The following is a 19,849-nucleotide window of genomic DNA, read 5'->3' on the forward strand; positions in this document are numbered from 1 at the left end:
GTTCAGTAGCGCACCACGGCGCCGCCGAACGAAAGTCCGGCGCCCGAACCGACCAATGCGATCAGGTCTCCACGCAGGATTTCGCCCCGCTCTATGGCCCCATGCAGGGCAATGGGTATGGAGGCGGCCATCTGGTTGCCGCGCGTTTCCAGCACCCGCACCAGCATGTCGGAGCGCAGTTCCAGCGCCACTTCCAGATGCTTGAGCGCCTTGGCGCTGGCCTGGTGCGGAACCAGCTTCTTCAGATCGCCGATGGCGACACCGGAACGCGTCGATAGGCGGGCCATGAAGCGCGGCAGATGCTGCGCGGCCAGACGATAGGTGGCCCGTCCGGACATTTCGAAATGCGCGCCCTGCTTGAACGCTTCCAAGCCGTCTGCGATCCGCAATCGCGTACCGCCGGCGCGCACTTGGCACAGCTCGGCGCCTTCGGAATAGGTTTCCATGTGCGCAGCGAGGAATTGCGAACCCTCTTCGGCAAGGCAAGCCTCGGCCACCACGGCCGCCGCGCCATCGCCGAACAGGGGCGCGGTTTCCTGATCGTTCCAGTCCAGCCCTGCAGACGCCACTTCGCTGGAGACGATCAGTACCCTGCGATAGCGGCCGACGGCAATCGCCGCCGCGGCCAGGTCCAGGGCGACGACGAAACCAAGACAAGTCGCATTGATGTCGAATGCGGGAATTCCGCTGCCGGCAAGGCCCAGGCGGCGATGCACCAGCGCTGCGGTACAGGGAATGGCCTGCTCCATCACGCTGCACGCGGATATCACGCAGTCGAGCTGGTCGGCGCGGAGGCCCGCGCGGCGCAACGCGTCTTCAGCGGCGCGGGCGGCCATCAAAGACGCCGGTTCCTCATTGGTCGCGTAGTGCCGGTAGTCGATGCCGAGTTGCCGGCGGGTCCAGCCGGCGGGCTTGTCCCAGCGTGCGTCGAACTCCTCCGACCGGACCAGACGCGACGGGATGTACTCGCCGGTCCCTGTTATTCGGAGCGGAATCGGCGGCGGCGTTCTTTCATCCATGTGTAGCAACATCCTCAAGGTGGCACCGGCGCTAGCCTGAGGCGCTCATGCCGTTGCTTGCAAGCCGTTCGTGGCAGGAACACGCCCATGGCATGCCCGGTATCATAATTTGATACCACTCTCTCTAAGGAATGACTTGGAATGCCGTGTCCACGATGACAACCGCTGTCGCGGCCGGACTTCGCGCATCCCTGAATCACATGAACTAGCTCCCCACTTTTCCACGCAGCGAGTACAGCGGCTCCAATACCCATTCATAGAGCTTGCGGCGCTCGCCCAGTATGTCGGCATCCAGCCGCATGCCCGGCCGCAACGGCTCTTGTTTGCCGTAGGCGGTGATGGATTGCTCTTCCAGGGCCACCAGTACGCGGTAGTAGGGCTCCGCGCTCTGACCGTCGCCGCCGGCAGGGGTAATGGCGCTGCGCGATACACGAATCACTTTGCCGCGGTGGTGTCCGAACTTCTGGTAGGGGTACGCCTGATAGCGCAGCAACACACTATCGCCCGGCTCAATGAAACCTACGGCCGCGCTGGGCACCAGCAACTGCGCCTGCAACCGTGAGCCCTTGGGTAAAAGACTCATCAACGGCTGTCCGGCCTGCACCGCTTGGCCCGGTTCTATCAGGCGATTGGCGACCAGTCCTGCCAATGGCGCTCGCACCAGCAGCTCGCCGTTGGCCTCCTGCTGCACGCGCTCCTGTTCCAGCATCGCCAGATCGCGGCTGGTGGTCGCCAGCAGCCCCCTGCGCTGAGCGGGAAGTTCGCGCAAGGTCTGATCCAGCTGCGCAAGGCTGCGGCGGATCGAAGTGGCTTGCCGTTCCAGGCTTTGCTGGGCGTTGATCAGCTCGAGCAGGGATTGCTGTTGCTGATTCAACTGCACCTGGCTGACATACTTCTGATCCGCTACCAGCTGATAGCGCCCCGTGGTTTCCTTGCCGATACGCACCTGTTCGCGGCGTGTCGATATTTCGTTCTCTATTTGCGCCAGCTCGTGTTGCGCAGTGGCGCGCTGGCGGCCGATGCCCTGGACCTGCGCGTCTATCTGCTCGGCTTGCGACTGGCCCAGTTCGGTCAGGCTGTCGCGCCGGGTTTCCAGACCGCCCCTGATCACCGTCAATGCGTCGCTGCCGGCAGCGGTCACTCGCGGCACATCAATCAAGGTCAGCGCATCGTCGGCTTTCACCTGGTCCCCTTCTTCGGGGAAGAGCCGGCCTACGACGCCATTGGTCGGCGACACGATGGTCGATAGGCCAAGGTCCGGCACGAGTTCTCCTGCAACCCGCGAGCGGCGCGTGTAGTCGCCCATGACCAGGAAACAGATCACGGCCGAGGCAGCGAGCATCGCGAAGCCGGACAACGTCCATAGCCGCAGCGGCTGAGCAAGAGAGATTCCTCCCAGCCAGCTGTTGCGCTTGGCTTCCAGCACTTCATGACGGAACAGGGAATCAGTCATACGACGCGAATCCAATAACGTTCGTCATTCCAGCGAAAGCTGGAAGCTGATTTTCAACAGCCGAATGGCTGGTCATCCATCTTGACTTTGCTGTTGCTTGGCTTTTGGATACCAAGAGCAAATCAAGATCAAGATGGATTCCAGCTTTCGCTGGAATGACGGCTGACGGGTTCATAGCGCCACCGCCGTCAGCGTCGCAGCCGCAGCTGCAACCCGCACCGAAAGATGCTCCTCCACAATCCGCCCACCCTGCATCACCAGCACCCGGTCCGCGCTGGCAATCGTCTCCGTCCGGTGCGCGATGATCACCTTGGTCAACTTGAGCGCGCGCACGGCCTCGTTGACCAGACGTTCGCGCGCCACATCCAGGTGACTGGTGGCTTCGTCCAGGAACAGAATGCGCGGCATGCGGTAAAGGGCGCGCGCCAGGATCACCCGCTGCTTCTGCCCGCCCGACAGTGTGGTGCCCATATCGCCGATCAGGCTGTGGTAGCCCATCGGCATGGCGACTATTTCGTCATGCACGGCCGCCAGGCGAGCGGCGGCTTCGATACGTTCGGAATCGAAGCCTTCCTCGCCGAAGGCGATGTTCTCTGCCACGCTGCCGGCGAAAAGCTGATCGTCCTGCATCACCGCGCCGACCATCCGCCGGTAGTTGTGCGGGCCCAGCTTGGCGATATCGTGCCCGCCCGCGGCAATCGTGCCTTGCGTTGGTTTCAACAGGCCCAGCAGCAGCTTTACCAGAGTGGTCTTGCCGCAGCCCGAGGGACCGACGATGGCGACCGATTCGCCTTCCTCCACGGTGAAGCTGCAGTCCTGCAGCACCCACGGCTCGCCTTCGGCGTAGCGGAAGTTCAGCCCTTTTATTTCCAGGCGCGTACTTGCGGGCGAAGCCTGTTCGAAGCCATGTCCGTCCAGGAGTTCCGGTTCGGCCAGTGCGATATCCGCCAGGCGTTCGCCATGCAGACGCAGCATGCGGAACTCGACCCATTTGTCGATCAGGCCACTGACCCTTCCGGCGAACTGGTCCTTGTAGGCCAGGTAGGCGATCAGCATGCCGACCGAGAACACGTTCTGCATGGCCAACAGCGCGCCTATCCAGATCACGGCGATGCGCTCGGCGCCGAAGATCAGCTGGCTGGCGGTGTTGAAGCCCAAGCCCAGTTTGGCCAGCCAGACATCGCGGTTGACGGTGTCGTTCATCAGGTTGAGGTAAATGGAACACCGGCTGCTTTCGCGTCCGGCAATCTTGACCGATTGCACGCCGCGGATCGACTCAAGCAGATGGCTTTGCTGTTTGGCGCCGGCGACCAATTGCTGCTCGGTGCCTTCACGCACCGGGCGGAAAGCCAATGCGCGAAGACCGAGGTACAGCGCTACGGCCAGCAAGGTGATCAAAGCCAATTTCCAGCTGTAGAGCAGCATCATGCCCAAAGTCACCACGGCCATCAGTCCATCGATCAGGGCTTCGACGAAGCTTGTGGTCAGGGTGCGCTGGATGGTCTGCACGCTGCCCATGCGCGAAGTGATGTCGCCCAGGTGGCGCTTCTCGAAGAAATCCAGCGGCAGCTTGAGCAGATGGCTGAAGACGTTGCCCATCCACTGCAGGCCGAGCCGGCTGGAGAGATACACCACAGACCACCCACGCAATAGTCCAATGCTTACCTGGAGGAGCAGGACCAGAGCGAAACCCAGGCCCAGCACCGTCAGCAAGCTGCGGTCGGCGGAGATCAGTACCTGGTCCACTACCCACTGCATGAAGAATGGGGCCAGGATCACGAACACTTGCAAGGCCACCGACAAAGCGAGAATCAAAGCCAGCGAACGCCACAGACCGGTGACGCGGCCGGTCAGCTGGCGAAAGGAAATGCTGGGCGCGGCTTTCTGCGGCTTGAACTCGGCAGAAGGCGTCAGCTCCAACGCTACGCCAGTGAAATGGTCGGAGATTTCGGCATAGCTGAGCTCGCGCTTGCCGAAGGCAGGGTCAAGAATGGTGATTTTCTTCTTGCCAACTTTGGCCAAAACGACGAAGTGGTTCAAGTTCCAGTGCAGGATGCAGGGCAGCTTAAGTTCGCCCAGATGCTCCATGTCCAGCCGCAATGGGCGGCATTGAAAGCCGAGTTGCCCAGCGACCGTCATCAAGCGTGAGAGGTTGGCGCCTTTCAGCGATAGCGGGAAGCATTGGCGTAGATCGCGCAATGTGAGCTTCTGACCGTGGTGGTCGGCCACCATAGCCGGCTCAGCCAGCGTCAATTGGCCTCCCGCTTGGGGTTGGCGCACAGCACACTGGGACATTGGGAGAACAACCGCTCTTCGCCCAATGCCTGCCATTTGCTTCGTATTGCCGAGATCACCGGTGCCGATGTCTTCTCGCTGCTGACGGGGAAGCCGTCGCTGCGTACCGACGACCCCATGCACAAGAATGAGAAGGCCGCCTGATGCCCGTCCGCGGGCTTTTACTCCGTGTTTCCCCAGCGGATCTTGTGGAGATCGAAGCGTCTTGGTAACGGCAACCGATGGACCTTATGTTCAAGCAAGAAAAAACCCCGGTCGCGGGGGTTTTTTTTGCCCGCTGGGACGGCGAGTCGTTTTCACGCTCTTCCGAGAACAAGCCTTCCGCGGATCAATACGACGTCTTACCGCAGATCGCGAACAGACTCCAGGGCGTCACAACACCTGCAGGTTCGCATAAGCCAGTACCAGCCACTTGCTACCTTCGCTGTCGAAGTTCACCTGCACGCGCGCGTGGGCGCCGGCGCCTTCGTAGTCGGTGACCACGCCCTGCCCGAATTTGGGATGCGAGACATTGGCGCCCAGCTTGAGCGGCGGCGCTTCGATGGGCGCGTGGCCGAAGCTGCGGGGCGCGCCGGCCGAATAGGTGCGCGACACCTGCACCTTGGGCCGCACTTCATGCAACAGGTGCGTCGGGATTTCGCGCAGGAAGCGCGACGGGATGCCGTACATGTCCTGGCCGTGGATGCGGCGCGTTTCCGCATAGCTCAACATGAGTTTCTGTCGTGCGCGGGTAATGCCGACGTAAGCCAGGCGGCGCTCTTCTTCCAGCCGCCCGCTTTCGTCCAGCGACTTGCTGCTGGGGAAAAGCCCTTCTTCCATGCCGCCCAGGAACACGACCGGGAATTCCAGACCCTTGGCCGAATGCAGCGTCATCAGCTGCACGCCGTCCTCGCCCGCCTGTGCCTGGCCTTCGCCGGCTTCCAGCGAGGCGTAGGCCAGGAACGCGGTCAGCTCGCTCATGCCCTCGCGGCTTTCATCGAGGATGTCTTCGTCGTCGCGGCGAACGAAACGGGAGGCGACCGAAACCAGTTCGTCCAGGTTCTCGGTGCGCGAATCCAGCTGGCCCTTGCTTTCGTTGAGATAGAAATCGCGCAGGCCCGAGCGCATCAGCACGTGGTCGATCTTGTCCTTGAGCTCGAGTTCGGCGACCTCCACCGACAATGCCTCGATCAAGGTGATGAACCCCGCCAGCGCGTTGCGCGCGCGGCCCGCCAGCTCGTTGCCTACCGAAAGCGCGCGCGCCGCCTCGAACAGCGGCTGCGACAACGTGCGTGCGCGCTTGCGCACTTCGTCCAGGGTACGGTCGCCGATGCCGCGCGTGGGCGTATTGACGGCGCGCTCGAACGCCGCGTCGTCGGCGCGATTGGCGATCATGCGCAGATAGGCGAGCGTGTCCTTGATCTCGGCTCGCTCGAAGAAGCGCATGCCGCCATAGACCCGGTACGGCACCTGCTCGGCCAGCAGCGCTTCTTCGAAGGCGCGCGACTGCGCGTTGCTGCGATAGAGCACCGCCGCCTCGCCGTAGCTGCCGCCGTCGCGCACCCATTGCAGGATGCGATCGACCACATAGCGCGCTTCGTCGACTTCGTTGTAGGCCGCATACAGATCGATCGGCTCGCCGTCGCCGGTATCGGTCCACAATTGCTTGCCGATGCGGTCCGGATTGTGCGCGATCACCGCGTTGGCCGCACCCAGGATATTGGCGCTGGAACGGTAGTTCTGCTCCAGGCGGATGGTCTGGGCGCTCCCGAAATCCTTGAGGAAGCGCTGCACGTTCTCGACCTTGGCGCCGCGCCAGCCGTAGATGGCCTGGTCGTCGTCGCCGACCACGAATACGTGCCCGGTGTCGCCGGCGAGCAGGCGCACGAATCCGTACTGGATGGCGTTGGTGTCCTGGAATTCGTCCACCAGGATTTCGCGGAAGCGCGCACGGTAATGCGCGAGCAACGCGGGCTGGTCACGCAGCAACTCGTGCGCGCGCAACAGCAGTTCGGCGAAATCCACCAGTCCGGCGCGGTCGCAACGCTCCTGGTACAACACGTAGGCGCGGCGCAAGGTATCGGTCCACTGGTCGTCGCCGGGCTGGATGTGCTCGGCGCGGCGGCCTTCGTCCTTCTGCGCGTTGATCCACCAGGCGATCTGGCGTGGCGGAAAGCGCGCCTCGTCCAGCTCCATCTGCTGGACCACGCGCTTGACCAGACGCAGCTGGTCGTCCGAATCCAGCACCTGGAAGGTTTCCGGCAGCTTCGCCTCTTGCCAGTGCAGGCGCAGCAAGCGATGGGCCAGACCGTGGAAGGTGCCGATCCACATGCCGCGGCTGCCGTTGCGCAATTGCGCGTCGGCGCGGTGGCGCATCTCGCCGGCCGCCTTGTTGGTAAAGGTGACGGCGAAGATGCCGTGCACCGGCACGCCATGCACTTCGTTGAGCCAGGCAATGCGGTGCGTGAGCACACGCGTCTTGCCCGAACCGGCGCCTGCGAGCACGAGATAGTGGCCCGGCGGCGCGGAGACCGCTTCGCGCTGCGCCGGGTTCAGGTCGTCGAGTAAATGGGAGACATCCACGCGGCTATTTTACGCCGTACCGCGCGCAGGCACTGAGATCGATCAAGGGCAAATCAGTGCTCGGCTTTGGGTTTGCTGGTCACATGGCTCATCAAACGGTCCGTGTAGGCGATACCGATGGCCGACAGGATGAACACGCAGTGGATGATGGTCTGCCACATCACGCCCGATTCGGTGAACTTGCTGTCCGGCATGCCCAGGTCGCCGACTTCGATGAAAGTCTTCAGCAGGTGGATGGAAGAGATGCCGATGATCGCCATGGCCAGCTTCACCTTCAGCATGCTGGCGTTGACGTGGCTCAGCCATTCCGGCTGGTCGGGATGGCCTTCCAGGCGCAGGCGCGAGACGAAGGTTTCGTAGCCGCCCACGATCACCATCATCAGCAGATTGGAGATCATCACCACGTCGATCAGCCCCAGCACGATCAGCATGATCGCCACTTCGGCCGTGGGGCCGCCTTCGGCCAGCTTGGCGGCCTGCTCGGCTTCGCCGCCGTGCAGGAACACCTCGTTCACCAGATGCACCAGCTCCACGCCGAACTGCCAGACATAAACCGCCTGGGCGACGATCAACCCCAGATACAGCGGCAACTGCAGCCAGCGCGAAGCGAAGATCAGCGAGGGAAGCGGGCCGAGGCGATTGGGTTGCTGATGCGACATGGGATCGGAATGCTGCGTTGCGGGGATGCGGCAGGTTACCGGCCCATGGTGACGCTGCCAAGCACGACGACGGGGCTAAACTTCACTTTCCTTGCCCCACAACGAGTCTTGCCATGATCGATCTGTACTATTGGCCCACCCCCAACGGCCACAAGATCACGCTTTTCCTGGAAGAGCTGGTCGATGCGGGCCATGCACTGGAATACAGCATCAAGCCGGTGGATATCGGCGCCGGCGACCAGTTCAAACCGGAATACCTGGCTATTTCGCCCAACAACAAGATGCCGGCCATCGTCGACCACGCGCCCGCCGACGGCGGCGCACCGATCAGCGTGTTCGAATCCGGCGCGATCCTGCAGTACCTGGCGGAAAAAACCGGCCTGTTCCTGCCCGAAGATCTGCGCGGCCGCACCGCCGCCATGGAATGGCTGTTCTGGCAGATGGGCGGGCTGGGGCCGATGACCGGGCAAATGGGTCATTTCAATGTGTATGCGCCCGAACCCATCGCCTATGCCATCGACCGCTACGGCCGCGAAGTGACGCGCCTGCACGGGGTCATGGACAAGCGCTTGGCCGAGAACGAGTTCCTGGCCGGCGACGCCTACACCATCGCCGATATTTCGACCTATCCGTGGATCGGCGCCTACGACAAGCTGCCGGCGGATTTCGAGGCATTCCCGAACATCAAGCGCTGGCACGATGCCATCGCCGCAAGGCCGGCGACCGAACGGGCTTATGCTTGGAAGATCAAGGTGAACCCGGACGCGGGGAAACCGTTGAGTGAGGAAGAGCGGAAACATCTCTTCGGCCAAAGCAGTCCAACCAAGTAAGGATCGTCATCCCGGCTTTCGCCGGGATGACGACTGAAAATACCCCGAGACCTCCATGCGCCTCATGTTGATCAGCTTGATGATGCTTTCCGCCACAGCACACGCCGCTCAGCCGCTCCCGAGCAAACTCACGCTCGAAGCCATCACAGGCAACGCGCCGTTGTCCGGCCCCACGCTGACCAAGCCGCAGATCGCGCCCGACGGCTCGCGGGTGACCTTCCTCCGCGGCAAGGACAACGACCGCAACCAGCTGGATTTGTGGGAGTACGACGTGGCCAGCGGGCAGACGCGCCTGTTGGTGGATTCCAAGGTGGTGTTGCCCGGCACCGAAACCCTGAGCGACGAAGAGAAGGCGCGCCGCGAGCGCCAACGCATCGCGGCGCTGTCGGGAATCATCGACTACCAATGGTCGCCGGACGGCAAGACCTTGCTTTTCCCCTTGGGCGGCGAGCTTTACCTGTACGACCTGGCGAAATCCGGAACAGCGGCGGTGCGCAAATTGACCGACGGCAGCGGCTTCGCCACCGATCCGAAGATTTCGCCCAAGGGCGGCTTCGTCAGTTTCATCCGCGACCGCGACCTGTGGGTCATCGATCTGGCCAGCGGACAGAAGGTACGCCTGACCGGGGACGGTTCCGATACCATCGGCAACGGCGTCGCCGAATTCGTCGCCGACGAGGAAATGGGCCGCCACACCGGTTACTGGTGGGCCCCGGACGATTCGGCGCTCGCCTTCGCCCGCATCGACGAATCGCCGGTACCCGTGCAGAAGCGCTACGAGGTGTATCCCGACCGCACCGACGTGGTGGAGCAGCGCTATCCCGCCGCTGGCGATGCCAATGTCAGGGTGAAGTTGGGTGTGATCGCGCCGAAAGCCGACGCGAAGCCGGAATGGATCGACCTCGGCAAGGACGAAGACATCTATCTGGCCCGTGTCGACTGGCGCGACCCGCAGCGCCTCGCTTTCCAGCGCCAATCGCGGGATCAGAAGAAGCTGGAGCTGATCGAGACCACACTGGCCAGCGGCCGGCAGCGCACGCTGGCCACTGAAACTTCGAAGACCTGGGTGCCGTTGCACGACAACCTGCGCTTTCTGGACGACGGCCGTTTCGTATGGTCTTCGGAGCGAAGCGGGTTCGAGCATCTCTACCTCGCGTCAGAAGACGGGACGCAACTTGCGCCGTTGACCGGCGGGCCATGGCCGGTGGATGCATTGCTTGCGGTGGACCAGGAAAAGGGGCTGGTTTATTTCAGCGCAGGCAAGGATTCGCCTACCGAGGGCCAGGTGTATTCCGTTTCGCTGAAAGGCGGCCCGATCGCCGCCCTGTCTAGAACGGCCGGCAAACACGACGCGGTATTCGCCAAGAACGCCAGCATTTATGTCGACAGCTGGTCCAACGAGGAAACTCCGCCGCAGATCGAATTGTTCAAGGCCGACGGCAGCAAGCTGGCCACGCTGCTCGCCAATGAGCTGGCCGACCCGCGACATCCCTACGCGAAATACCGCGATGCGCAGCGACCCATCGAGTTCGGTACGCTGACCGCCGCCGATGGCAAGACGTTGCTGCATTACAGCCTGATCAAACCGGAAGGCTTCGATCCGTCCAGGAAATATCCGGTGGTCGTGTACGTCTATGGCGGTCCCGCCGCGCAGACCGTGACCCGCGCCTGGCCCGGACGCAGCGATGCGTTCTTCAACCAGTACCTGGCGCAGAACGGATATCTGGTGTTCTCGCTGGACAACCGCGGTACGCCGCGGCGCGGTGCGGCCTTCGGTGGCGCGCTGTACGAAAAACAGGGCACGGTGGAAGTGGACGACCAGCTGCGCGGCGTGGAGTGGCTGAAATCGCAATCCTTCGTCGATGGCAAGCGCATCGGCGTCTACGGCTGGTCAAACGGCGGCTACATGACACTGATGCTGCTCGGCAAGCACAGCGAGGCCTATGCCTGCGGCGTGGCGGGCGCGCCGGTCACCGACTGGGCCCTGTACGACACCCACTACACCGAGCGCTACATGAACCTGCCCAAGGCCAATGAAGCCGGCTATCGCGATGCCAGCGTATTCACCCATCTGGACGGCCTGAAATCGAAACTGCTGCTGGTGCACGGCATGGCCGACGATAACGTGCTGTTCACCAATTCGACCAAGCTGATGAGCGAGTTGCAAAAGCGCGGCAAGCCATTCGAACTGATGACCTACCCGGGCGCCAAGCACGGACTGAAGGGCAGCGATCTGCTGCATCGCTATCGCCTGACCGAGGATTTCCTGGCGCGCTGCTTGAAACCCTGACGGGCGTTGTACCCTTCATCCAATCCATCGGGATGACCGCCATGAATGCCATGCCGCCGCCGCTTCCCACCAGCCACTCCCGCGGATGGTGGAGCCGGCACTGGAAATGGGCTGTTCCGCTGCTCAGCGCCTTGCTCCTGGCTTTGTTCGCAGGAGTCATCCTGCTTTTCATGTCTACATTGTTAGGCATGATGAAGTCCTCCGACGCTTACCAGCAGGCTCTGCGGGAAGCCAAGGCCAATCCGGCCGTCGTCCAGGCGCTGGGCGAACCGATCGAGGAAGGCTGGTTCATGATGGGCAACATCAGTGTCAATGGCCCCTCCGGCAAGGCCAACCTGCAGATCCCCATCTCCGGGCCCAAAGGCGAAGGGGACATCTATCTGGAAGCGACCAAATCCGCAGGTCAATGGAACTACTCGACGCTGCTGGTGCGCGTGGACGGCAGCGACCGGCCCATCGATCTGCTGCCTGCGCAAACGCAGTGAATTATCCGCGTCGGAAGGCATGACCTAAGACGCATTGCCGCGGCAGGGGCTAGCCGGTAGGGTCATCGCACCTATTCGCCGGATCCGACAATGAAACCTCTCGTCTTCGCCATCGCCCTTGCGCTGTCCGCACCCCTGCCTGTTCTGGCCCAATCCGCAGCGCACGCCGCGCAAAGCAAGTCGGCCGCTTCTCCGGCCTGGGTGGAAACCAGCAACCGCTATGCGCAGATCCTGCTGCAGGCGCAAGCGCCTTTCCAGCCGGAATACGCCAGCTTCTTCGGCATTCCCGGCTACGACGACCAGGTGACCGATCTGGGCCCTGACAATCCCAAGCGCTACCGGGAGGCCACCGCGAAAGCCAAGGCCGAACTGCGGACCAAGCTCCAGTTGGAGCGCGACGCCAACGTGCGCCAGGATCTGGAGATCATGATCGCAGCGGCCGACGAGAACATCGAAGGCAGCGAGCTCAACGAAAAATACCTGCTGCCGTGGAGCGATGCGCCGCAGATGGTGTTCAACGGCATCAATGGCCTGCTTTCCGATCAGACACCCGCCGAGCGACGCGCCAAGGCGCTGGATCGCCTGAAACGCTATGTGGGACTCGCACCGGGCAGCACCGCCATCGCCACCCTGGCGCAGCAGCGCTACGAAGAGAAACTGGCCAACGGCGAACTGCTGCAGCCGACCAAACTCGAAGTCGAACGTGCGGTCGGCAATGTGGATACGTATGTGAGCGGCGTGCGCGATCTGTTCGCCAAATACAAGATCGCCGGCGCCGAGGAGGCGCTGGACGCGATGGAGAAGCAACTCAAGGCCTACAACGAATGGACCCGCACCCAGGTCCTGCCGAAGGCGCGCACCGACACCCGTCTGCCGCCGGAGCTGTACGCCTACCAGCTCAAGCAGTACGGCATCGACATCGACCCGGCCCTGCTGATGCGGCGCGCGCAGCTGGAGTTCATGGAAACCCGCGCGGCGATGCAGCAACTGGCGCCTCTGGTGGCCAAGGCCAAGGGCATCGAGGCGACCGACTACCGCGAGGTGATCAAGGCGCTGAAGAAGGACAGCATTCCCAACGACAAACTGGAAACCTACTACCGCGGCATCATCGACCGGATCGATCCGATCATCGTGCGCGAGAAGATCGTCGATGTGCCCAACCGGCCCATGCAGATGCGCCTGGGTTCGCCCGCCGAAAGCGCGGCCCAGCCGGCGCCGCACTTCCTGCCCGCACCGCTGGTGGGCAACACCGGGCAACAGGGCACCTTCGTGCTGCCGCTGGGCAACCCGGACAAGGACGGCAAGGGCAAGAACTACGACGACTTCAATTTCGACGCGGTGGCGTGGACGCTGTCGGCGCACGAGGGGCGTCCCGGCCATGAACTGCAGTTCACCGCCATGGTCGAGCGCGGGGTCTCGCTGGCGCGCAGCATGTTCGCCTTCAATTCGGTCAACGTCGAAGGCTGGGCGCTGTACGCCGAAGCCGAGATGGTGCCTTACGAACCGTTGGACGGGCAGCTGATCGCACTGCAGTTCCGCCTGCTGCGCGCCGCACGCGCGATGCTGGATCCCAGCCTCAACCTGGGCCTGACCGATCGCGAACGCGCACGTCTGGTGCTGGAGGAAGACGTGGGCCTGTCCGAACCGATGGCGCGCCAGGAACTGGACCGCTACACCTTCAACGCACCGGGCCAGGCTGGAAGCTATTTCTACGGCTACACCCGCATCCTGGAATTGCGCATGCAGACCGAGCTGGCGCTGGGCAAACGCTTCGACCGCAAGGCCTTCAACAACTTCCTGTTGGATCAGGGGCTGCTGCCGCCCGATCAGCTGGCGAAGGCGGTGAATGAAGTTTTCATTCCTGCGCAGCAGGCGAAGAAATAAGTTCTTAGAGCCTGTTCACTATCTGTCGGAAGACCTCATATTTGTCTGCGGAAGATCTGGAAAATGACTCGTCGTCCCCGCGAAGGCGGGGATCCAGTGACTTAAGCGTTTCTACAAACTGTACGGTCGCGGTACGAAAGACACTAGATCCCCGCCTTCGCGGGGACGACGAATTTATTTTTCAGTTTCACAAATTATTTCAAAGGTCGTGAACAGGCTCTTAGAGTAGGGCGGGCAGTGCCCGCCCTACTCTGTTGTCACGCAACTACCTAAGTCTCGACTAACGACTCCACCGGCATCAGTGCGCGGGATGCTCCGCATGCGACAGGCCATGGACGAACGCATCCATTTCCATGTCGCCAAGATCGGCATGATCGATCTCCAGCAGGCCATCGAACGGCGTGAACGCCTGCTGCACCGGAATCTGCGTCAATCCTTGCAGACGGATGACGTCTCCGCCGCTGCATCTGCTGCCGTCCGGCTTGCCGATGCAGTAGCGGGCCGGCAAACCGGAAGCCGGCAACCAATCCAGTTCGACATGCTTTCCCTGCGCGTCGGCGCCGCGATAACGGGCGAGCGGCTGGTCGAACGCGCTGGCATTACCGGCGTTATCCAATCGCGCGCGCAACGCGGGATCGACCAAGCCCGACAGCTGCGCCCAGTCCGGCACTTTGTCCAAGGTGCGCAGATCGCCCGGCGCGTACACCACCATGCGCCGGTCGGCCGGATACAGCTCACGCAGTTCCACCCCATCGGACGTTTGCCGCCAGACTCTGATCGGTTCGCCATCGATACGGTATTCGATGCGGGTGCCATTGCGCACCAGCTTCAGTTCGCGCTCGCCGCGGGCATCGCGGATGCGGTAGTCGCCCACCCATGCCGATTCATCGCCGGCAGCGTCGCCAGCGACCGTGGTGTTGGAGCCGGGCTCATCGCTGCCGCCATCGCCGGCCCATCCCTGGCCGGCGATCAACGCGAGGAGCAAGAGCCATCCGCGTGCCATCACTGCTTGGTCATGCCTGCGCGCAGGTCGGCTTCGAGCAATGGCGGAGCAATCGACGATTTCCTGTCGTTCTGTCCGCAGCCGCCGAACAGGGAACAGAAGAAGACCGAAGTGTCCCTCTGCGACTGCGCCATCACGTGGAAGACGACGTTCTGTTCGACCACGCCCTGGAAGGCATGCGCCCCCGGACCAGTAGCGTAGACGCCGACGTCTTCGGCAGCGTGGGTTTCCGAACCCAACGGCACCGCCGCTTCCTGCAGGAAGTTGACGTTGGCGGTGTCGATATTGGTCAGGTCCGGGCGCGCGGCCGGTCCGCGATAGCCGGGACCGTTGATGTAGCCGAGCGTGGTGTAGGGCTTGCCGTCGGAGTCCAACGCCAGCGCGCCATCGGTGACCACCTTGCCCAGGATGTTGTTGCCGCGGTCGGGATAGCCGGCGATGGTGAAGGTGTGGCTATGGTCGGCGGTGACGATGATCAGGGTGTCCTCGTCCGAGCTCTTGCGCTGCGCCGTGCGCACCGCATCGGAGAGGGCGATGGCGTCCACCAGCGCGCGGCTGGCGTTGCCGGCGTGGTGGGCGTGGTCGACGCGCCCGCCTTCCACCATCAGGAAATAGCCCTTGTTGCCGTTGCGGTTCTGCAGGATGTCGATCGACTTGGCGGTCATCTCGGCCAGGCTCGGTTCTTTGCCCGCATCGAGCGGACGGTCGGCCTCGTACTCCATGTGCGAGCGCTCGAACAGGCCCAGCAGGTGCTTGGTCGTGGCCGGATTGATGGCGTCGAACTGCGCCTTGTTCCAGACGTAGGCCGAAGCTGGCTTGCTGCCCCATTCGTTGGCCAGGTTGCGGCCGTCCAGACGGCGGCCTTTGCTGCTGGTGTCTTCGGGATCGTTGAGCGTGTTGGGCAGGAAATAGCTGCGGCCGCCTCCCAGCGCGACTTCAAGGCCGTTGCCGTACGGGAATTCGATCAATTGCCGGGCGATATCCTTGCAGCCCGAAGCCTTGGCCTCGGCGCTCAGTTCCGCATCGCTTTCCCAGTCGCGGTTGGGCGTGTGCGCGTAGGTGGCGGCCGGGGTGGCATGGGTGATGCGCGCAGTGCTGACGATGCCGGTGGACATGCCCAGCGCTTCGGCCACTTCCAGCAGGCTGGCCACGCCCTTGCCCTTGGCCGAGGCGCAATTGTTGTAGCGCGCGTCCTGGGTGACGCCCAGCACGCCCTGATTGGTTTTGATGCCGCTCATCATGGCGGTCATGGTCGGCGCCGAGTCCGCCGTCTGGCCGTCGACCGAATAGGTTTTCGACAGGCTCAGGTACGGGAACCGCTCGAAGCTCAGCGCGTTCTCTTCGCCGCTGCGGCCCTTGAGCTGGCCTTCCAGGATGCGCGCGGCCGCTACCGTCGACAGGCCCATGCCGTCGCCGACGAACAGAATCACGTTCTTGGCTTTCCGGTGGCTGGGGCGCAACTCGGCGCCCGCACGCGCGGCGCGCGCGCCGTCGCTGTACCACTGCTGGGCGCTTTCGCCGCGCGCCGGAGCCGGTGCGGAAGCGGCACGCTTGGCCGAGGCTTTGCCGCGGATGTGTTCGGGTTCGGCGGTCAGGCCGGGACCTGCGACCAGCATGGTCAGGGCGGCGCAGCCCAGGATCGTGGACAGGTGGCGCATGGGCGTTCTCCAGTGCTCGGGGGAGAACGCACTGTCGGTGCGGGTCGTTGCACTTGGATGACCGCAATGCAACCGTTCGGCTACGCCGGCAGCATGTGGGAGCGGCTTCCAGCCGCGAGCCTCTGAGCTGTGGTATGGCTGAGGGAAGAGCTCGCGGCTGGAAGCCGCTCCCACGGAGTCGCTATTGCTTCAATCGATCAAGGTTGCGTGGGCTCCGCCCCCGGCGGTACGTAGATCGCCACGCCGGCGGCCTTCTTCTGCGTGGTCGGAATGCCGATGCCAATGCCGCCCGCGCTGTGGCGGCCGTAGCTGCCGGCGCCCACCGACATGCCCACCGGCGAACCGCTGGAGCCGACGCCCATCAGGATCACGCCGTTGGCGCCCAGTGCGGCGGCTTCGCGCTTGAGCCGGGCCACGGCCGCATCGGTCTGGCCCTGGGTGCCGAAACCGACCGCACTGGAGGATTCGAGCTGGGCGATCTCGATGGAGCCCGGCGGCGGCGTGGTGTAGATCCGGACCTGGGCCGGATCGACCGGCGGACGCGCCTGGCCAAGCATGACCTTGGAGGTGCCGGCGCAGGCGCTGAGCGCAAGGGCCAGCAGGAAAAGAATGACGGGACGCAGGCTCATTGGCGGTTTCCCCTGGAAGGATGGCTGGATGATCGGCCTATGGGACTGAATGCTCGCATACCTTGGCGCCACTAGCGCGGGTGCCGCAACGGTGCGCCGACACGAGGCATCGCCAACCTGGATCGAAGGCGTCTGCGCGTTATAGTTGGCACATTAACCAGGAGTGCTGTCATGGGTCTTATCAGTGTGTTGTGGGGCGTGGTGGCCATGATCTGGATGGTGCTGGCGCTGATTCCGCTGCTGGGCTGGGGCAACTGGTTCCTGATCCCCTTCGCCGCGGTCGGCGCGATCATCGCGGCCATCGGCATCCTGTTCACTTCCGACGCCAAAACCGGGCGCGCCAAGACCGGATTGCTGCTGAACGGCATCGTGATCGTGGTGGGCATCGTTCGCCTGGCGATCGGCGGCGGCATCTTCTAAATCCAAACCTGTGTAGGAGCGACGTAAGTCGCGAAACGTGCTTCGCGACTTACGTCGCTCCTACAGGATGGCGGCGAGGGCGGGACGCGCGGCGACCAGCGCCTGGGTGTGAGCGTGCTGCGGTTGGGACAGCACCACCGCAGTCTCGCCGGATTCCACGATGCGGCCCTGTTCCAGTACGGCGATGCGTTCGGCCACGGCCGAGGCGGCCGCCAGGTCGTGGGTGACGAACAGCAGCGCCAACCCGCGCTCGCGTTTCAGTTTGGCCAGCAACGCCAGTATCGCAGCGCGATGATGTGCATCCAGAGCGGAGACCGCTTCGTCGCAGACCAGCAGATCCGGCGACGTCGCCAGCGCGCGCGCGATGGCGATGCGTTGCCGTTGCCCGCCGGAAAACTGGTGCGGATAGCGGTCCAGCGCGGAGTCGTCCATGCCCACGGCCTGTAGCAGTTCCGATGCTTTCGCGCGCTGGCTCGCGCTATCGCCGATGCCGTGGATGCGCAGCGGCTCGGCGACGATGCGCGCGATATCCAGGCGCGGATCCAGCGATGCGTAGGGATCCTGGAACACCACTCCGATGCGCCGGCGGAGCTTGCGTAACCCGCTTGCGCTCAGCGAATCCAGAACGACGCCTTCCAGCACGATACGGCCCTGCGCGCCGCGCAGGAGCTTGAGCAACGCGCGGCCCAGCGTGCTCTTGCCGCTGCCCGATTCGCCGACCAGGGCCAGGCCTTCGCCACGCCGCAGTTCGATCTCCACCCCATCCAGCGCATCGCGCGCGGCGCCGCGATAGCGCATGCGCAGGTTTTCGGCGCGCAACAGGACTGGCGCATCGGCAACGGGCGCAGGCAGTTTCTGCAGCTGGTCTGCCGCCAGCAGCTCGCGCGTGTAGGCGTGGCCGGGGGCGGCGAATACCGCATGGGTGTCGCCTCGCTCCAGCACTTCGCCGCCGCGCAGCACCAGCAATCGCTGCGCGTAGGCACCCACCAGCGGCAAGTCGTGGCTGATCAGCAACAGGGCCAGGTTCTGTTCGCGGCGCAGGTCGTCCAGCAAGTCCAGGATGTCGCGGGCGATGCGTGCGTCGAGCGCGGAAGTCGGTTCGTCGGCGATCAATACGCGCGGACGCGTCGCCAGCGCCAGCGCGATGGCGATGCGTTGGCGCTGGCCGCCGGAAAAAAGATGCGGGTACTTGGATAGCGCCTGGCGCGGATCCGGCATCTGCACGCGGCGCAGCAACTCTTCGGCTTCCTTGCCGGCCGCTTCGCGCGACAGGCCGCGCGCCGAGCGCAGGGTTTCGACCAGTTGTGCGCCGATCCTGCGCAGAGGATGCAGCGCCGCGAGCGGATCCTGCGGCACCAGGCCGAACGCGCGTCCGCGCAGGGCGGCATGCGCCGGCGAGCCGAACACGACCTGCTGCTCGTCCACACGCAGACTGGCACTGGCTTCCAATCCGGGCGGCAGCAGATTCAGCAAGGCCAGCGAGGTCAGGCTCTTGCCGCTTCCCGATTCCCCGACCAGGCCCACGCATTGGCCGCCATCGAGTTCCAGCGACAGGCCGCGCAGCAGTTCGCGCCGGTCCCGTCCGGACGCGGCGATGCGCAGATCGGCAAGCTCCACTCGCACGCGGGGGCTCATGCGGCCGAGCTCATGCGGCAGCCGACTCGGCGCGTTCGCCGCGCACACCTTCGCCACGGAGGTCCATCCAGTCGCGCAGGCCATCGCCCAGGAACTGGAAAGCGGCCAGCGTGACCACCAGCAACGAGGCTGGAAACAGCAGCGTCCACGGCGCCGAATCCAGTTCCTGCACGCCTTCGGCCAGCAGCGTGCCCCAACTGGCCGAAGGCTCGTCCACGCTCAGGCCCAGGAAACCCAGGAAGCTTTCCACCAGAATCGCCTGCGGCAGGATCAGGCCCAGATACACGAACGCCAGCGGCATCAGGTTGGGCAGCACGTGCCAGCGCAGGCGTTGCGCAAAGGTGGCCCCGGCCGCATGCGCAGCCAGCACGAACGGCGCCTCGCGCAGGCGCGCGCTTTCCGCACGCATCACCCGCGCCAGGTCGATCCACACGTAACCGCCGATGGCGGCGAGCAGCAGGCCCAGCGAGCGTTCGAACAGGGTCAGCAGCAGGATCACCACCAGCAGGAACGGCAGCGCGGAAAACACATCGAGCACGCGCAGCATCGTACGCTCCACCCGGCCGCCAGCCAGACCGGCGATGGCGCCGTAAGCCAAACCGATCAGCAGCGCGACCACGCTGGCCAGCAGGCCGATGGTCAGCGAAAGGCGTCCGCCCGCCAAGGTGCGCGCGAAAACATCGCGGCCAATGGCGTCGGTGCCGAACCAATGTCCGTTCACCCCGGGAGCGACGGAGAGCGAATTCCAGTCGGGGGAATGCGGGGCGTATGCGCTGAACAGGGGACCGAGCCAGCAGATCAATGCCAGCGCTGCGAGCAGGGTCAGGCAGGTGCGTGCGAGGGGTGGTAGGGAACGTAGTGTTTGCATAGGGTGCATCGTAGCGTGCTCTTTCCTTCTCCCACCGGGAGAAGAGCCTGCCCCGTACTTGGTACGGGGGCGGATGAGGATGCGGTGAAATAGTTAATGTCTGAACCATTCCAGCTTCGCCGTACCCTCACCCCAACCCCTCTCAGCTTTGCACACCCT

At 63.9% G+C, this 19,849-nt stretch carries 16 protein-coding genes; 6 read left to right on the forward strand and 10 right to left on the reverse strand.

Annotation, left to right across the window (positions count from 1 at the left end; all coding sequences use genetic code 11):
• Positions 1 to 2: 2 nt before the first annotated feature.
• From BLR66_RS15150 to BLR66_RS15160, 3 genes are all read right to left on the reverse strand, one after another.
• The gene (locus tag BLR66_RS15150) at positions 3 to 1,019 is read right to left on the reverse strand and encodes a beta-ketoacyl-ACP synthase 3 (RefSeq protein ID WP_093288885.1); all 1,017 of its coding nucleotides are present in this window, start codon (positions 1,017 to 1,019) and stop codon (positions 3 to 5) included.
• 205 nt (positions 1,020 to 1,224) lie between these two features.
• The gene (locus BLR66_RS15155; RefSeq protein WP_093288888.1) at positions 1,225 to 2,472 is read right to left on the reverse strand and encodes an HlyD family secretion protein; all 1,248 of its coding nucleotides are present in this window, start codon (positions 2,470 to 2,472) and stop codon (positions 1,225 to 1,227) included.
• Between the two features lie 171 nt (positions 2,473 to 2,643).
• Positions 2,644 to 4,767, reverse strand: a complete 2,124-nt coding sequence (locus tag BLR66_RS15160; RefSeq protein WP_093288890.1) for a peptidase domain-containing ABC transporter — start codon at positions 4,765 to 4,767, stop codon at positions 2,644 to 2,646.
• Between BLR66_RS15160 and BLR66_RS15165 the strand changes: the two genes are divergently transcribed.
• Positions 4,687 to 4,911, forward strand: a complete 225-nt coding sequence (locus BLR66_RS15165; RefSeq protein WP_093288893.1) for a helix-turn-helix domain-containing protein — start codon at positions 4,687 to 4,689, stop codon at positions 4,909 to 4,911. The two genes, BLR66_RS15160 and BLR66_RS15165, sit on opposite strands and share 81 nt — an antisense overlap.
• Positions 4,912 to 5,139: 228 nt before the next feature.
• On the opposite strand, the gene uvrD is transcribed toward BLR66_RS15165, so the two are convergent.
• Positions 5,140 to 7,329, reverse strand: coding sequence for a DNA helicase II (uvrD, locus tag BLR66_RS15170; RefSeq protein ID WP_093288896.1), 2,190 nt, complete (start codon positions 7,327 to 7,329; stop codon positions 5,140 to 5,142).
• Positions 7,330 to 7,382: 53 nt separating this feature from the next.
• Entirely contained in the window at positions 7,383 to 7,988 is a 606-nt protein-coding gene (locus BLR66_RS15175) for a TIGR00645 family protein (RefSeq protein WP_093288898.1), read from the reverse strand.
• Positions 7,989 to 8,101: 113 nt separating this feature from the next.
• Here BLR66_RS15175 and BLR66_RS15180 point away from each other — a divergent pair, with 113 nt between their 5' ends.
• The 4 genes from BLR66_RS15180 (at position 8,102) to BLR66_RS15195 (ending at position 13,477) form a co-directional block, all read left to right on the forward strand.
• Positions 8,102 to 8,818, forward strand: a complete 717-nt coding sequence (locus BLR66_RS15180; protein WP_093288901.1) for a glutathione binding-like protein — start codon at positions 8,102 to 8,104, stop codon at positions 8,816 to 8,818.
• A 55-nt stretch (positions 8,819 to 8,873) separates the two neighbouring features.
• Positions 8,874 to 11,108 carry a S9 family peptidase gene (locus tag BLR66_RS15185; protein ID WP_093288904.1) on the forward strand — a complete coding sequence of 745 codons (2,235 nt, stop codon included), beginning with the start codon at positions 8,874 to 8,876 and terminating at the stop codon, positions 11,106 to 11,108.
• 50 nt (positions 11,109 to 11,158) lie between these two features.
• Entirely contained in the window at positions 11,159 to 11,593 is a 435-nt protein-coding gene (locus BLR66_RS15190; protein ID WP_255402758.1) for a cytochrome c oxidase assembly factor Coa1 family protein, read from the forward strand.
• Positions 11,594 to 11,683: 90 nt separating this feature from the next.
• Complete coding sequence (locus tag BLR66_RS15195; protein ID WP_093288910.1) at positions 11,684 to 13,477, forward strand: DUF885 domain-containing protein; 1,794 nt, start codon at positions 11,684 to 11,686, stop codon at positions 13,475 to 13,477.
• 298 nt (positions 13,478 to 13,775) lie between these two features.
• On the opposite strand, the gene BLR66_RS15200 is transcribed toward BLR66_RS15195, so the two are convergent.
• The 3 genes from BLR66_RS15200 to BLR66_RS15210 all read right to left on the reverse strand — a co-directional run bounded on the left by BLR66_RS15200 (position 13,776) and on the right by BLR66_RS15210 (position 16,767).
• Complete coding sequence (locus BLR66_RS15200) at positions 13,776 to 14,462, reverse strand: hypothetical protein (RefSeq protein ID WP_143014667.1); 687 nt, start codon at positions 14,460 to 14,462, stop codon at positions 13,776 to 13,778.
• Positions 14,463 to 14,479: 17 nt separating this feature from the next.
• Positions 14,480 to 16,138 carry an alkaline phosphatase gene (locus BLR66_RS15205; RefSeq protein WP_218119658.1) on the reverse strand — a complete coding sequence of 553 codons (1,659 nt, stop codon included), beginning with the start codon at positions 16,136 to 16,138 and terminating at the stop codon, positions 14,480 to 14,482.
• Positions 16,139 to 16,335: 197 nt separating this feature from the next.
• Entirely contained in the window at positions 16,336 to 16,767 is a 432-nt protein-coding gene (locus tag BLR66_RS15210; protein ID WP_093288916.1) for a hypothetical protein, read from the reverse strand.
• A 171-nt stretch (positions 16,768 to 16,938) separates the two neighbouring features.
• On the opposite strand from BLR66_RS15210, the gene BLR66_RS15215 reads away from it, so the two are divergent.
• Positions 16,939 to 17,187: a hypothetical protein gene (locus BLR66_RS15215; RefSeq protein WP_093288919.1), complete on the forward strand. Its 249-nt coding sequence runs from the start codon at positions 16,939 to 16,941 to the stop codon at positions 17,185 to 17,187.
• A gap of 60 nt (positions 17,188 to 17,247) precedes the next feature.
• On the opposite strand, the gene BLR66_RS15220 is transcribed toward BLR66_RS15215, so the two are convergent.
• Both BLR66_RS15220 and BLR66_RS15225 read right to left on the reverse strand, forming a co-directional pair.
• The gene (locus tag BLR66_RS15220; RefSeq protein ID WP_176943908.1) at positions 17,248 to 18,822 is read right to left on the reverse strand and encodes a dipeptide ABC transporter ATP-binding protein; all 1,575 of its coding nucleotides are present in this window, start codon (positions 18,820 to 18,822) and stop codon (positions 17,248 to 17,250) included.
• Between the two features lie 10 nt (positions 18,823 to 18,832).
• Complete coding sequence (locus tag BLR66_RS15225) at positions 18,833 to 19,690, reverse strand: ABC transporter permease (RefSeq protein ID WP_093288926.1); 858 nt, start codon at positions 19,688 to 19,690, stop codon at positions 18,833 to 18,835.
• Between the last annotated feature and the right edge of the window lie 159 nt (positions 19,691 to 19,849).

The organism is Pseudoxanthomonas sp. CF125 (assembly GCF_900104085.1).
Classification (GTDB): domain Bacteria; phylum Pseudomonadota; class Gammaproteobacteria; order Xanthomonadales; family Xanthomonadaceae; genus Pseudoxanthomonas_A.

Excerpts from the sequence above, each read along its gene's own strand:
- BLR66_RS15150 (WP_093288885.1), bottom strand. The coding sequence starts at position 1,019 with ATGGATGAAAGAACGCCGCCGCCGATTCCGCTCCGAATAACAGGGACC.
- BLR66_RS15155 (WP_093288888.1), bottom strand. The coding sequence starts at position 2,472 with ATGACTGATTCCCTGTTCCGTCATGAAGTGCTGGAAGCCAAGCGCAAC.
- BLR66_RS15160 (WP_093288890.1), bottom strand. The coding sequence starts at position 4,767 with ATGTCCCAGTGTGCTGTGCGCCAACCCCAAGCGGGAGGCCAATTGACG.
- BLR66_RS15175 (WP_093288898.1), bottom strand. The coding sequence starts at position 7,988 with ATGTCGCATCAGCAACCCAATCGCCTCGGCCCGCTTCCCTCGCTGATC.
- BLR66_RS15180 (WP_093288901.1), top strand. The coding sequence starts at position 8,102 with ATGATCGATCTGTACTATTGGCCCACCCCCAACGGCCACAAGATCACG.
- BLR66_RS15185 (WP_093288904.1), top strand. The coding sequence starts at position 8,874 with ATGCGCCTCATGTTGATCAGCTTGATGATGCTTTCCGCCACAGCACAC.
- BLR66_RS15190 (WP_255402758.1), top strand. The coding sequence starts at position 11,159 with ATGCCGCCGCCGCTTCCCACCAGCCACTCCCGCGGATGGTGGAGCCGG.
- BLR66_RS15195 (WP_093288910.1), top strand. The coding sequence starts at position 11,684 with ATGAAACCTCTCGTCTTCGCCATCGCCCTTGCGCTGTCCGCACCCCTG.
- BLR66_RS15205 (WP_218119658.1), bottom strand. The coding sequence starts at position 16,138 with ATGCGCCACCTGTCCACGATCCTGGGCTGCGCCGCCCTGACCATGCTG.
- BLR66_RS15210 (WP_093288916.1), bottom strand. The coding sequence starts at position 16,767 with ATGAGCCTGCGTCCCGTCATTCTTTTCCTGCTGGCCCTTGCGCTCAGC.
- BLR66_RS15215 (WP_093288919.1), top strand. The coding sequence starts at position 16,939 with ATGGGTCTTATCAGTGTGTTGTGGGGCGTGGTGGCCATGATCTGGATG.
- BLR66_RS15220 (WP_176943908.1), bottom strand. The coding sequence starts at position 18,822 with ATGAGCCCCCGCGTGCGAGTGGAGCTTGCCGATCTGCGCATCGCCGCG.
- BLR66_RS15225 (WP_093288926.1), bottom strand. The coding sequence starts at position 19,690 with ATGCAAACACTACGTTCCCTACCACCCCTCGCACGCACCTGCCTGACC.